Here is a 9,368-nt window from a genome sequence, read left to right on the forward strand (position 1 = left end):
TGATTATGAATACAAGTGATGCTGTAGTCAATCAGGCTTATTGGCCTGTAACCCTTCAGCCTCATTTTACCCAAACGTATCTTCCGGCCTAAGCACCTGGCATCCAGGCGCCGCTGGCAATGAACCATACCAGGAGTGCTATCCCTGCTATCCCACAAACAGCAGGGAAGATGTATCCAATCTTCATTTCATCACCCAAACGTCTCTTCCGGCCACTGAGCCTTAACCACCTTGCCAATGATGCGGATACTGTGGTCGCAGTCCAGAATCCTGTATGCAGGGTTCAGCGGCACCAGGTAACTAACGCCACTGTCCAGCTCGTACTTCTTGAACGTTACTTCTGAGTCACCGTTCGCAGATGCAATACAGAAATCACCCGACTCTACCGGTTCAGCCGGATCAATCAGTATCAGCATCCCTTCAGGAAAGCTCGGGCGCACACCCTGTGGTGCCGTCATTGAATGTCCCTTTACCTCAAGCCAGAACGCTTTCTCACTGGCTTTCTTCGTCGTTGGCACCCATGCCTTAGCGTCACTGGCCGTGTAGCTGCCGACCTCGGCAAATGGGCCAGCCTGGACGTGCGCGAACAATGGATATTCATATTGTTTGAAAACTGAATCAGACTCATCACCAAACATGATCTTGGCTGGTGATACGCCAAGGGCAGAACCAAGGATTACCGCGTCGTCAGCACTTACCTTACGTGTGCCTAACTCATAATTCCCCAGACGAGACGGAGCCGCCCAACCGCAAAGTTTGGCTAGCTGTACCTGGCTAAGTCCTTTTGCTTCACGCAGGGACTTAATCCTTTCCCCGATTAATTCATGCATTGTTTTCATCCAATAAATTTACCACGGTTCGTGATTGCACTCCGTACACTAATTGAGGTTGACTGTTAATCACATTTTGTGTGTAATGGTGTTCTGTTTAACGCCAAGGAGAACGCAATGAACAACATTGCACAGCAGCGAAAGAAAATCGGAGTTTCGCAGGCTGTTCTTGCTTCGGCGATTGGTTGGGGACAGTCACGAATTGCCAACTATGAGCTGAATATCCGTACCCCTGGACTCAACGATTGTCGACTGATTGTTGAAGGCCTAAAGAAGCTGGGATGCCATTGTTCTCTAGATGATGTTTTCCCACCTTCAAAAAGTAAAGCCGCTTAGCAGTACCCGCTCTTTTTACAACGGACATGAAGTCCTACGGAAGCCACCGAGAACGTGGCGACTAACTCAAACGAAACAACAAAACGTTCGTGGCAATAGCTGCGGCTTTGTCACGTCTGAACAACAACTTATCACCAAGGAATCATACGAAATGGATCATGCAAAGAAACGCAACGAGGCATTGCGCATTGAAAGCGCCTTGCTCAACAAAATCGCCCTGTTAGGCACTGAAAAGACAGCAGCTGCTGTTGGTGTCGATAAGGCGCAGATAAGCCGCTGGAAACGAGACTGGATACCGAAGTTCTCGATGCTTCTGGCAGTACTGGAATGGGGTGTCGTGGATGACGAGATGGCTCATTTAGCCCGGCAGGTGGCGCAGCTTCTCGCAAAAGGAAACGCCCCAAAGAGCAATGAACTCTTTGAGGCGTAGGGTGGGGCAACAACCACGATGCATATCCCGGAGATGATTATGCCAAAGAAACACGTTTTACGCCAGGCAGAAATGCGCAAAAACCTTGCCCGCATCGAGTTCTGCAAAGGCTTCAACCCGACTGTCGCGGAGAAACTGAAGCACATTCTGGAAGAGGCCAAAGCGAAGGAGAAGGGCAAATGAGTAACGTTAAAGATTTCGAGCTTTTCAAAGCTAAGGCGCGGGAAGAAGTTAAACGCTGTCCATCAGAAGCTGGGTACGTGTTTTTACCTAATAGCTTTATGGATGAGCTACTTAAATGTGATTTCTCGGTGGATCAATTTAACGAAATCCTCCGAATTTTTGACCCGCGCAGGAGCATGAAATGACAACCGCCAGATTATACGATTTCAGCGCTGCACATGAGCGCAGGAGTTCACGGATGGAAAACCAAAAGCAGGGGCATTTTGCCCTGTTCAGGAGCCTTCTGTCTAAGGATTGGGCCAAAGACACAGCCAAGCTAGCCATGTGGATACGCCTTATCGGTGATGCTGCTTATAGGCCTCGTACAGTGGAGTTTGCCGGTAAGACATGGAATCTTCAGCCCGGCGAGCTTGTAACGACAGCGGCGATTATGGCGAGAAAATTACGCGATCAGGATGACAAGGAAAAGAGTCCGCAGGCTGTTACCCGGATGCTTAACTTCTTCGCCAGAGAGGGAATGATAACCACAAAAGGAACTCGTTTCGGAACAGTGGTTTGCATAACAAATTACGCAGAATATCAGGCTGTTTTACCCGATGAACCTCGCGAAAGACCTCGCGATAACATCAAACCCAGTGCTGGCGCGGCTTCAAGGGCTGTACCCGATGAACCTCGCGATGAACCATCCGATGAACAGAACAAGAAGTTACTAGAACAAGAATTAAATAATACCCCTATATCCCCTGAAGGGGACTCGTCTGATAAGCCTGAAAAGAAAAAGCGAAAACCTTCTGAGCCCTTTGAATTCGACCGAGAGCGATTCAAGGCAACGTGGAACCGCAAAGCTCAACAGTACGGTCTGCCTCGCGTGATAAGCATCAGCAAAACCACCCTTGCTGGAATTAAGCGACTCTACGAATCACACCTCGAGCACTGCAAAGAGACCAAGCGTCCGCCTCAGAACGTTGACACGTTCATCAATGGTTATATCGAGTTTGGTTACACGCCTTCCGATTATGCCTGCGGGAAAAACGATGCTGGCAAAAAATACGGCATCGATACTGCTCTAACTCAGAAGATGATCGACAAAATCATCAGCCAGGAGGAATGACATGGAAAGCCTCGATTACGAAGAGCAGCTGATCGGCGCAATGCTCATCAAGGGAGACCATATCGACTGCCGTGACATTGCCAGCAAGCTCCCGGTGGCGGCATTCGCCAATCACCACCTGCGCAGCATGTATCAGGCAATCGTCACCCTGCTGGACAAAGCTGAGCCAATCGACCCGTTTACTGTTCGTGACTCCATCCCGCAGGAGAGCCGTGATTACGTGCTGAGCATCGCGACAGCCTGTAAGAGTGCCGCGAACATCAAGGCATGGGCCAAGAAGGTTCGCCAGTGCTGGATGCTTCGCAAAGGCGCTGAAGAGCTGACAAGGGCAGCACAGCTGCTTGCCAGCGCTACACCGCATAACCTGAACGAAAGCATTGCCGAAGCTGCGCGCCTTGCCTCAAAGCTCCAGCTGGAAACCAACGACAAACTTCCTCGCCGCATTGGAGACATGATTCAGGACTACCTGAATGTGCTGGAAGATCGCATGAGGGGCGCTGAGTCTGGTTTGTATCTTCAGACTGGCATTGAGGCGCTGGACAACGAGTATGGCGGCTTCGACCGCACCGACCTGATTATCATCGCTGGTCGTCCCGGCATGGGCAAGACAGAGCTGGCTATCAACATCGCTAACTCAATCGGCCGGCAAAAGGGAACAGGGCTGCTTATCTCAATGGAGATGTCAGAGACGCAGGTAGTGGAGCGCCACATCGCTGACCGTGGCGGGCTGTCAATTGGAACGCTGCGCAACCCGCTGGGCATGACTCAGGAGGATTACACCCGACTGACGACTGCAACCGGCACCCTGCTTGATGAAAACAACCATGCTCTGGTTGGCTCGTTCACCATCGACGAAATTATCAGCCAGGCGGAGCGCATGAACATGGATGGCGGCCTGAGCTTTCTGGCTATCGACTACCTGACCCTTATCGACATGCCGAAAGCTGAGCGTGCAGACCTCGCGATTGCAGAAGTCACCCGTAAGCTGAAGCAGTTCTGCCTGCGCAACAAGGTTCCCGTGGTGCTGCTGGCCCAGCTCAACCGCAACGTTGACGGGCGAGGCGACAAGCGGCCAAACATGGGCGATCTGGCAGGCTCCAGCTCAATCGAAAAGGACGCAGACGTCATCATCTTCCCGTACCGCGATGAGGTCTACAACGACAACACCGACCTTAAAGGTCTGGCAGAAATCATCATCGGCAAATACCGCTCCGGCCAGCCAAAGACGTTCTACATGGGCTGGAAGAATGGTCACTTCGTCAACATCGACCAGGAAACAGCGGCGCGTCAGTATTCCGACAACAAGAACAAAGAGCAGCCGGCCAACGACTGGCGCTATGGAGGCAGCAATGGCTAATCGAACCAAAGAAGACCAGATGGCACTCGAAAGAGCAAAAGCGATGTTTTACCGGATCGCAGCAGAGCTAACTCTGGTCACAGCTGAAAACGAAGATGAGCAACTGCGGCTCGACAGTGCGCGCAGGATGGCCGCTGACAATGCGTTGCGACTTGAAGACCATCTGAGGGGATTCTGATGGAAAAGGTACACGACATCGATTCAATGGTGGCCGGCATCATGGCTTTCGTTCATGCAGCCAGACAGCAACGCGCATCGGACGATAATCCAAAGGATGTGACAGAAATCTACATGAGCGCAGGCTTCGACGTGGCTATCGAATTAGCTGAGAAATGCGCAGAGGCAATCGCAGCACAGAAAGGAGCCACCAAATGAACAAGCTAACCGCTAAGAAGTGCAGAAAGAAAATTGAGATGTGGTCTCTCATGCAAGAGGCAGGCACTTTGGCAGAAGTATATGAAATGCACCTTCAGGCCTACCGCATTGCACTCCCTGTACTGGAGCAGCAGGAGCGGGGTGAGGGTGAGTGGGTTGAGTGGGGTGGAGGACCTGTTTCTCCAGTAAGTGGGGTTGTAGAGGTGAGGTGGTCTTCCGGTTCAACCGACATTGGATATGCCAGAGATTGGCGCTGGGAGCACTCACGCTTCATGATTAATATCATCGCCTACCGCATCATCTCGGAGCGGGCCACCAATCAGAACGGAGGTGATGTCTGAACATTTACGATTACATCGAAAGTCCAGATGGGGCCGTAAAAAAAGGGTACTGCCCATGCTACCTAACCAAGGTTAGCGCTGTAATTAATCGTGCATTTTCCTCCAAGGCCTGGGGACGGCATATTCCAGCTATCAGCCTTGATGATTCGGTGAGGGATTTTGTTTTTTCAGTCTGGGTAGTGTTCTGGATGATTGCCGTGACAATCACGCTGCCAGTTACATGCTGGATAATCGCGCTTTACATGCCAACTAATCAGAACGGAGAGCAGTGATATGGGTGAAAGAGATAGATTTGAGTTGTGGCTTAAAGAAAAATGCGGAGTAAGAGATGAATCTCTGCTGAAAGTTGGCCCAGCGAAAGAGACTTATTTTCATTCACGCATTCGTGACAGATGGGAAGCATGGCAGGCAAGTCGCGCTGCTATCGAAATTGAAATCTATGACTTTGATAGTTTTTCGCCTTACGACTGCGGTGAAGATGCTGTCTGGACTACCGAGTTAATCCGGACTCTGGCTAAACGTGGAATAATCGTAAAGGAGTAGCTCATGAACAACGTAATCCCCTTAAAACGCTCTGAGCACGTCATATCAGACGCCGAACTGGATAAGCTGGCAAATGACATCAGCAGCTTTGCTAAACGCTACCCGGACTCAATGTGCCTGAGCCACGGCATCAGGAAGTTACTCAGCGACGCATTAAAGCGAGACAAACGCGATGGAGACTCAACGTTACCTGTTGCGTGACAGCAACATCCGACAGAACTGCATCACCGCCATCCAGCAACTCCCCGCCAATCCCGACAAACCTCTGCAGGTAACCATCCAGGAAGACACCAGAAGCCTTGCGCAGAATCGCATGCTTTGGGCCTGCCTGCATGACGTATCAAGCCAGGTGGTCTGGTACGGGAGGAAACTCGACTCAGAGAGCTGGAAGCACATATTCAGCGCCAGCCTGAAAGGGCAGGAGACGGTGCCGGGTATCAATGGCGGCTTTGTGGTGCTGGGCCAGTCAACAAGCAAAATGCGCGTCGGCGAGATGCGTGACCTAATCACCTTAATCCATGCCTTCGGTGCCGAGCAGAACGTCAGGTTTAGCGACGAGTCAGCGCGTGCTGCTGAATGGGCTGGAAGATTTGGGAGTGCAGCATGAGCGATTACACAGGAAGCAATACTCCGATCGATATTCGTAACCTTTGGCAAACCCCGCCAGAAATTGCTGCGGCACTGCACGATGAATTCAACTTCGTACTGGATGTGGCCGCAAGCGATCAGAATCACCTCTATCCGAACTACTTCACTGAGCACAACAGCGGGCTGACGCAATCGTGGTCTGTTCCCGGCCTGAGCGGTTACTGCTGGTGCAATCCACCATACAGCGACATTACTCCATGGGTGCAGAAGGCTGCCGACCAGAATAGGTATGGTTCAGTTGGCACCGTGATGCTTGTCCCGGCTGATATGTCCGTGGGCTGGTTCCGCGAGGCGCTGCTGAGCGTGAGCGAAGTAAGGATCATCACCTCCGGCCGCTTGTCGTTCGTAAGAGCCGACACAAAGCAGCCAGTAAACGGCAACAACAAAGGTTCAATGCTTCTCATCTGGCGACCTGTCCGATCGGCGGTGCCGGTGACTACCTACGTAGAGCGTGACGCGCTGATGGCATATGGCCGCAAGCTCATAAACAGCAAACTGGAGAGAGCAGCATGATAAACACCTGGAGCCGCGAGCATCTCGAAATCCTCGCCAGAGACTACGCAAATGCATCAACTGATTTACTGGCAATCATGTTCGATAAACCCCGCCAGCAGGTTACAAACAAAGCCCGTGAGCTTGGGCTACGCAAAGCGCCTGAGTATCTGGAGACGGTCAGGGCTGCAGCCGGAATGCAGAGCTGGAGGCATCATGCGTGAGACGTGGTTCGTGCATGACCCTGTAGACACCGAAACCGCTTCAGAACTCCTTTCCCGCTACGCCTCCCGCAATATCAAAACTCAGAAGACACTCGCACTCGATCCGCGCCTGTGGGTTGTGTCCGCATTGCTGCCTGAGTTCCGGGAAGAGCCAAAGCCGAGCCGGCAGTATAAAAACCCAATGTGGAGCTGAAGATGAAAATTCTATGGAACGCCTTACTTCATCTGTCTGCCTTTGCAGCGGAAAAGCTGTATGGCGAGAAAGTAACGCAGGTTGATATCTGGCTTGAAAGCGGACGGCGGTTAATGCTGATGGACCGCGATGAATCCGAGAGGTTGGCCCGGGTAAGCAAGCAGTTGAACGATGCGTGGACTGAGCAGGAAAAAGATGAATTGCGCCAGGCTATCAGTGCCATCCGCCAGCATGAGAAGGGGCAACCCAATGCGTGAACGCTGCTGCCGCTGCCACATAACCCTCACCTCAGAAGACAAGTATCACTACGGGGCTAACTGCGAAAACTGCGAGGTAGATTACCGCTATGAAGACCAAGAACGGGACCAGCCAATCAAGTCAGCCTACTGGCGCTGGCGAGCCATCTGTTTCTGTGTGCGCTTTCTGTTCTGCGGCGCTGCCAGAGTCAGTGGTGTACTGCTGCACAAGCTGCGAAATAAGCCTGATGCAGGACCCCAATTACCGGATGTGCGGAGAGAGCCATGAGCAAGCTACGAAATGAAGCGCGGGGCAGGGAATGCCAGGTCAGGCTGCCGGGCATTTGCAATGGCAATCCTGAAACAGTCGTACTCGCGCATTACCGCATGGTCGGCATCTGCGGAACCGGAATGAAGCCAGACGACCTTTTTGGCGCATGGGCCTGCTCAGGATGCCACGACGAGATAGACCGGCGCACACGTCACTGTGATGTCACCGAAGCGCGCATAGCCCATCTGGAGGGTGTTATTCGCACGCAGGACGCTCTGTTGCGGGAAGGAAAGGTGAAGCGATGAACGAATACCGAATAGAGCTACCCTGGCCGCCCGGAAACAATCACCTCTTTTCAGTGTTTCGCGGCAGGAAAATCAAAAGCAAGAAAGGCAGGGAATACACCACCGCAGTAGCAAAACAAGTCACCGAAGCAAATCAGCAATACCAACTGGCCGGCAGGCTAAAAGTAAAAATCCTCGCATATCCACCTACACGCGCCCGGCGTGACCTGGACAACCTCTTCAAAGCACCCCTCGACTCACTCACCCAGGCAGGCGTCATCGCTGACGACAGCCTCATTGATGACGTGCGCATGGTGCGCTGTGAAGTGGTTAAGGGCGGCAGGCTGGAAATCATCATCACCGAGATGGAGTCAGCATGAATACAGAAACCGAAGATGAGCTTAACAACGTGGTTTCATTCCCGGAGAGGAAGGAAGACCTAAAGGATTCGCAGGTCATTGGTAGAGAGGCGGCATTCAAGCCTTTTTGTACTCACGACGCTGTTTTGGTTAACGACAAAGAAAGAACCTTGAGGTGTCGCCGCTGCGAAACGCTGCTCGATCCTTTTGACTACGTCGCATCGCTGTGTGACACGGAGTCGCGGTACATCGAGAACGTCAAATATCTGCGTCGAGAAGAAAAGCAGCGCCGCCAGAACATCGTAAAGCTCATCCAGATAGAGCGAAATGCCAAAGCAAGAATCCGTAATTCTGGGCATAAAGCACCGCTTCCTCTCTGGCAAAACGAGAAGGTGGAATCATGAACGAATACCTCAGAGAGAAATGGCAGAAGCTGCGCATATACAAACGCGAAGGCGGCTTTGCAGTCGATTATCAGATCATCAAGCGCATGGCAAAAATGCTGGGGGTAAAACATGCAATCTGACGCACTCGCACAGCTGGCGCAGGTAATGCGCAAATCAGACCTGAAGAAGCGATACCTTCACCCCGTTAAGCTTATTACTCCACTGCAGTCCGCATGGGTTCGCTGCCTGCTCGATGTATGGGGAGAGAAGTATGGCGGCCACGTCGGCCCCGACAGCGGAAAGGTAAGCGTGATAGGGCGCCTGATGATTCGTAAGGAATGGAATGACCGGGAGTCAGAACGCATCATGGAAGTGGTGGAGAATCTGCACAAGCAGGGTTACAAAGGCGATGAGCTTTTTATTAGAGCAAAGCAAATCATCAACCCTCAGAACTCAGTCAGCAATCTTCTCGAGCGCGCCAACGAGCAAGAAGATGCCGACTTGGTTGAATCTGTAATCTGCCGTCTCTTTGCACCCAACAACCCGATCCGACATGTTGCAATTAAATACTACTGCGAGCGCAAATGCTCGCAAGATATCGCGGTAGAGCTGGCAAGGCTCACTGGCATCGACAGTCAGTCAGCATGGCGACGCATTAAGTGGTGCAGAGAGCTGCTAGAAGCAAGCGTGTTTCACGCGATCGTGTTCGAACTGGAGGCTAACAAGCAGAAGATTGCAGCTTAAATCGGAGAAATCGCAAAAATAATTT

23 protein-coding genes are annotated in these 9,368 nt (G+C 51.9%); 21 read left to right on the forward strand and 2 right to left on the reverse strand.

The genetic code is table 11. From position 1 onward, the window contains the following. Positions 1-88 precede the first annotated feature (88 nt). Both PVE98_RS07590 and PVE98_RS07595 read right to left on the reverse strand, forming a co-directional pair. A complete protein-coding gene (locus PVE98_RS07590) occupies positions 89-187 on the reverse strand; it encodes a YoaK family small membrane protein (protein WP_143807664.1) in 99 nt (32 codons plus the stop codon). A 4-nt stretch (positions 188-191) separates the two neighbouring features. After that, positions 192-839, reverse strand: a complete 648-nt coding sequence (locus tag PVE98_RS07595; RefSeq protein ID WP_033748110.1) for a LexA family transcriptional regulator — start codon at positions 837-839, stop codon at positions 192-194. A gap of 108 nt (positions 840-947) precedes the next feature. Here PVE98_RS07595 and PVE98_RS07600 point away from each other — a divergent pair, with 108 nt between their 5' ends. From PVE98_RS07600 to PVE98_RS07700, 21 genes are all read left to right on the forward strand, one after another. Then, positions 948-1,166, forward strand: a complete 219-nt coding sequence (locus tag PVE98_RS07600) for a helix-turn-helix transcriptional regulator (protein ID WP_072010384.1) — start codon at positions 948-950, stop codon at positions 1,164-1,166. 151 nt (positions 1,167-1,317) lie between these two features. Then, positions 1,318-1,596: a lambda phage CII family protein gene (locus PVE98_RS07605; RefSeq protein ID WP_033748108.1), complete on the forward strand. Its 279-nt coding sequence runs from the start codon at positions 1,318-1,320 to the stop codon at positions 1,594-1,596. Between the two features lie 39 nt (positions 1,597-1,635). Continuing rightward, positions 1,636-1,779: a hypothetical protein gene (locus tag PVE98_RS07610; RefSeq protein ID WP_158086851.1), complete on the forward strand. Its 144-nt coding sequence runs from the start codon at positions 1,636-1,638 to the stop codon at positions 1,777-1,779. Continuing rightward, positions 1,776-1,964 (forward strand): hypothetical protein, encoded by a 189-nt coding sequence (locus PVE98_RS07615; RefSeq protein ID WP_033748106.1) that lies wholly within the window; start codon positions 1,776-1,778, stop codon positions 1,962-1,964. The genes PVE98_RS07610 and PVE98_RS07615 overlap by 4 nt, the downstream gene beginning before the upstream one ends. A gap of 53 nt (positions 1,965-2,017) precedes the next feature. Then, a complete protein-coding gene (locus PVE98_RS07620) occupies positions 2,018-2,890 on the forward strand; it encodes a replication protein (RefSeq protein ID WP_096073377.1) in 873 nt (290 codons plus the stop codon). A 1-nt stretch (position 2,891) separates the two neighbouring features. Then, positions 2,892-4,247 (forward strand): replicative DNA helicase, encoded by a 1,356-nt coding sequence (locus PVE98_RS07625; protein WP_033748101.1) that lies wholly within the window; start codon positions 2,892-2,894, stop codon positions 4,245-4,247. Continuing rightward, entirely contained in the window at positions 4,240-4,425 is a 186-nt protein-coding gene (locus tag PVE98_RS07630) for a hypothetical protein (RefSeq protein WP_033748098.1), read from the forward strand. The genes PVE98_RS07625 and PVE98_RS07630 overlap by 8 nt, the downstream gene beginning before the upstream one ends. Continuing rightward, positions 4,425-4,622 (forward strand): hypothetical protein, encoded by a 198-nt coding sequence (locus PVE98_RS07635; protein WP_033748095.1) that lies wholly within the window; start codon positions 4,425-4,427, stop codon positions 4,620-4,622. The genes PVE98_RS07630 and PVE98_RS07635 overlap by 1 nt, the downstream gene beginning before the upstream one ends. After that, positions 4,619-4,963, forward strand: coding sequence for a hypothetical protein (locus PVE98_RS07640; RefSeq protein WP_407568560.1), 345 nt, complete (start codon positions 4,619-4,621; stop codon positions 4,961-4,963). Before PVE98_RS07635 ends, PVE98_RS07640 begins: the two co-directional genes overlap by 4 nt. Positions 4,964-5,236: 273 nt before the next feature. Beyond that, positions 5,237-5,506 (forward strand): hypothetical protein, encoded by a 270-nt coding sequence (locus PVE98_RS07645; RefSeq protein ID WP_333620317.1) that lies wholly within the window; start codon positions 5,237-5,239, stop codon positions 5,504-5,506. Positions 5,507-5,509: 3 nt separating this feature from the next. Continuing rightward, entirely contained in the window at positions 5,510-5,707 is a 198-nt protein-coding gene (locus tag PVE98_RS07650; protein WP_333620318.1) for a hypothetical protein, read from the forward strand. Beyond that, complete coding sequence (locus tag PVE98_RS07655; protein WP_333620319.1) at positions 5,679-6,113, forward strand: recombination protein NinB; 435 nt, start codon at positions 5,679-5,681, stop codon at positions 6,111-6,113. The genes PVE98_RS07650 and PVE98_RS07655 overlap by 29 nt, the downstream gene beginning before the upstream one ends. Continuing rightward, positions 6,110-6,667 (forward strand): phage N-6-adenine-methyltransferase, encoded by a 558-nt coding sequence (locus tag PVE98_RS07660; RefSeq protein ID WP_333620320.1) that lies wholly within the window; start codon positions 6,110-6,112, stop codon positions 6,665-6,667. The genes PVE98_RS07655 and PVE98_RS07660 overlap by 4 nt, the downstream gene beginning before the upstream one ends. After that, on the forward strand, positions 6,664-6,870 hold the full coding sequence (locus PVE98_RS07665) for a hypothetical protein (protein ID WP_333620321.1): 207 nt from the start codon (positions 6,664-6,666) through the stop codon (positions 6,868-6,870). Before PVE98_RS07660 ends, PVE98_RS07665 begins: the two co-directional genes overlap by 4 nt. Beyond that, on the forward strand, positions 6,863-7,063 hold the full coding sequence (locus tag PVE98_RS07670; RefSeq protein WP_333620322.1) for a hypothetical protein: 201 nt from the start codon (positions 6,863-6,865) through the stop codon (positions 7,061-7,063). Before PVE98_RS07665 ends, PVE98_RS07670 begins: the two co-directional genes overlap by 8 nt. A 2-nt stretch (positions 7,064-7,065) precedes the next feature. Next, positions 7,066-7,320: a hypothetical protein gene (locus PVE98_RS07675; RefSeq protein ID WP_333620323.1), complete on the forward strand. Its 255-nt coding sequence runs from the start codon at positions 7,066-7,068 to the stop codon at positions 7,318-7,320. Positions 7,321-7,584: 264 nt separating this feature from the next. Continuing rightward, positions 7,585-7,875 carry a DUF1364 domain-containing protein gene (locus tag PVE98_RS07680; RefSeq protein WP_333620324.1) on the forward strand — a complete coding sequence of 97 codons (291 nt, stop codon included), beginning with the start codon at positions 7,585-7,587 and terminating at the stop codon, positions 7,873-7,875. Continuing rightward, on the forward strand, positions 7,872-8,234 hold the full coding sequence (locus PVE98_RS07685) for a RusA family crossover junction endodeoxyribonuclease (protein ID WP_333620325.1): 363 nt from the start codon (positions 7,872-7,874) through the stop codon (positions 8,232-8,234). Before PVE98_RS07680 ends, PVE98_RS07685 begins: the two co-directional genes overlap by 4 nt. Continuing rightward, on the forward strand, positions 8,231-8,617 hold the full coding sequence (locus tag PVE98_RS07690; protein ID WP_048781791.1) for a hypothetical protein: 387 nt from the start codon (positions 8,231-8,233) through the stop codon (positions 8,615-8,617). Before PVE98_RS07685 ends, PVE98_RS07690 begins: the two co-directional genes overlap by 4 nt. Beyond that, a complete protein-coding gene (locus PVE98_RS07695) occupies positions 8,614-8,739 on the forward strand; it encodes a YlcG family protein (RefSeq protein WP_313619256.1) in 126 nt (41 codons plus the stop codon). The genes PVE98_RS07690 and PVE98_RS07695 overlap by 4 nt, the downstream gene beginning before the upstream one ends. Continuing rightward, entirely contained in the window at positions 8,729-9,343 is a 615-nt protein-coding gene (locus PVE98_RS07700) for a hypothetical protein (protein WP_333620326.1), read from the forward strand. The genes PVE98_RS07695 and PVE98_RS07700 overlap by 11 nt, the downstream gene beginning before the upstream one ends. The last annotated feature ends 25 nt before the right edge of the window (positions 9,344-9,368 follow it).

Source organism: Pantoea sp. GABEPS69, assembly GCF_045780835.1.
GTDB classification, from domain to species: Bacteria; Pseudomonadota; Gammaproteobacteria; order Enterobacterales; family Enterobacteriaceae; genus Pantoea; species Pantoea septica.

Coding starts and splice junctions, on each gene's coding strand:
- PVE98_RS07600 (WP_072010384.1), top strand. CDS start 948: ATGAACAACATTGCACAGCAGCGAAAGAAAATCGGAGTTTCGCAGGCT.
- PVE98_RS07620 (WP_096073377.1), top strand. CDS start 2,018: ATGGAAAACCAAAAGCAGGGGCATTTTGCCCTGTTCAGGAGCCTTCTG.
- PVE98_RS07595 (WP_033748110.1), bottom strand. CDS start 839: ATGAAAACAATGCATGAATTAATCGGGGAAAGGATTAAGTCCCTGCGT.
- PVE98_RS07695 (WP_313619256.1), top strand. CDS start 8,614: ATGAACGAATACCTCAGAGAGAAATGGCAGAAGCTGCGCATATACAAA.
- PVE98_RS07680 (WP_333620324.1), top strand. CDS start 7,585: ATGAGCAAGCTACGAAATGAAGCGCGGGGCAGGGAATGCCAGGTCAGG.
- PVE98_RS07590 (WP_143807664.1), bottom strand. CDS start 187: ATGAAGATTGGATACATCTTCCCTGCTGTTTGTGGGATAGCAGGGATA.
- PVE98_RS07675 (WP_333620323.1), top strand. CDS start 7,066: ATGAAAATTCTATGGAACGCCTTACTTCATCTGTCTGCCTTTGCAGCG.
- PVE98_RS07615 (WP_033748106.1), top strand. CDS start 1,776: ATGAGTAACGTTAAAGATTTCGAGCTTTTCAAAGCTAAGGCGCGGGAA.
- PVE98_RS07645 (WP_333620317.1), top strand. CDS start 5,237: ATGGGTGAAAGAGATAGATTTGAGTTGTGGCTTAAAGAAAAATGCGGA.
- PVE98_RS07625 (WP_033748101.1), top strand. CDS start 2,892: ATGGAAAGCCTCGATTACGAAGAGCAGCTGATCGGCGCAATGCTCATC.
- PVE98_RS07640 (WP_407568560.1), top strand. CDS start 4,619: ATGAACAAGCTAACCGCTAAGAAGTGCAGAAAGAAAATTGAGATGTGG.
- PVE98_RS07635 (WP_033748095.1), top strand. CDS start 4,425: ATGGAAAAGGTACACGACATCGATTCAATGGTGGCCGGCATCATGGCT.
- PVE98_RS07690 (WP_048781791.1), top strand. CDS start 8,231: ATGAATACAGAAACCGAAGATGAGCTTAACAACGTGGTTTCATTCCCG.
- PVE98_RS07660 (WP_333620320.1), top strand. CDS start 6,110: ATGAGCGATTACACAGGAAGCAATACTCCGATCGATATTCGTAACCTT.
- PVE98_RS07665 (WP_333620321.1), top strand. CDS start 6,664: ATGATAAACACCTGGAGCCGCGAGCATCTCGAAATCCTCGCCAGAGAC.
- PVE98_RS07630 (WP_033748098.1), top strand. CDS start 4,240: ATGGCTAATCGAACCAAAGAAGACCAGATGGCACTCGAAAGAGCAAAA.
- PVE98_RS07670 (WP_333620322.1), top strand. CDS start 6,863: ATGCGTGAGACGTGGTTCGTGCATGACCCTGTAGACACCGAAACCGCT.
- PVE98_RS07605 (WP_033748108.1), top strand. CDS start 1,318: ATGGATCATGCAAAGAAACGCAACGAGGCATTGCGCATTGAAAGCGCC.
- PVE98_RS07610 (WP_158086851.1), top strand. CDS start 1,636: ATGCCAAAGAAACACGTTTTACGCCAGGCAGAAATGCGCAAAAACCTT.
- PVE98_RS07685 (WP_333620325.1), top strand. CDS start 7,872: ATGAACGAATACCGAATAGAGCTACCCTGGCCGCCCGGAAACAATCAC.
- PVE98_RS07700 (WP_333620326.1), top strand. CDS start 8,729: ATGCAATCTGACGCACTCGCACAGCTGGCGCAGGTAATGCGCAAATCA.
- PVE98_RS07650 (WP_333620318.1), top strand. CDS start 5,510: ATGAACAACGTAATCCCCTTAAAACGCTCTGAGCACGTCATATCAGAC.
- PVE98_RS07655 (WP_333620319.1), top strand. CDS start 5,679: ATGGAGACTCAACGTTACCTGTTGCGTGACAGCAACATCCGACAGAAC.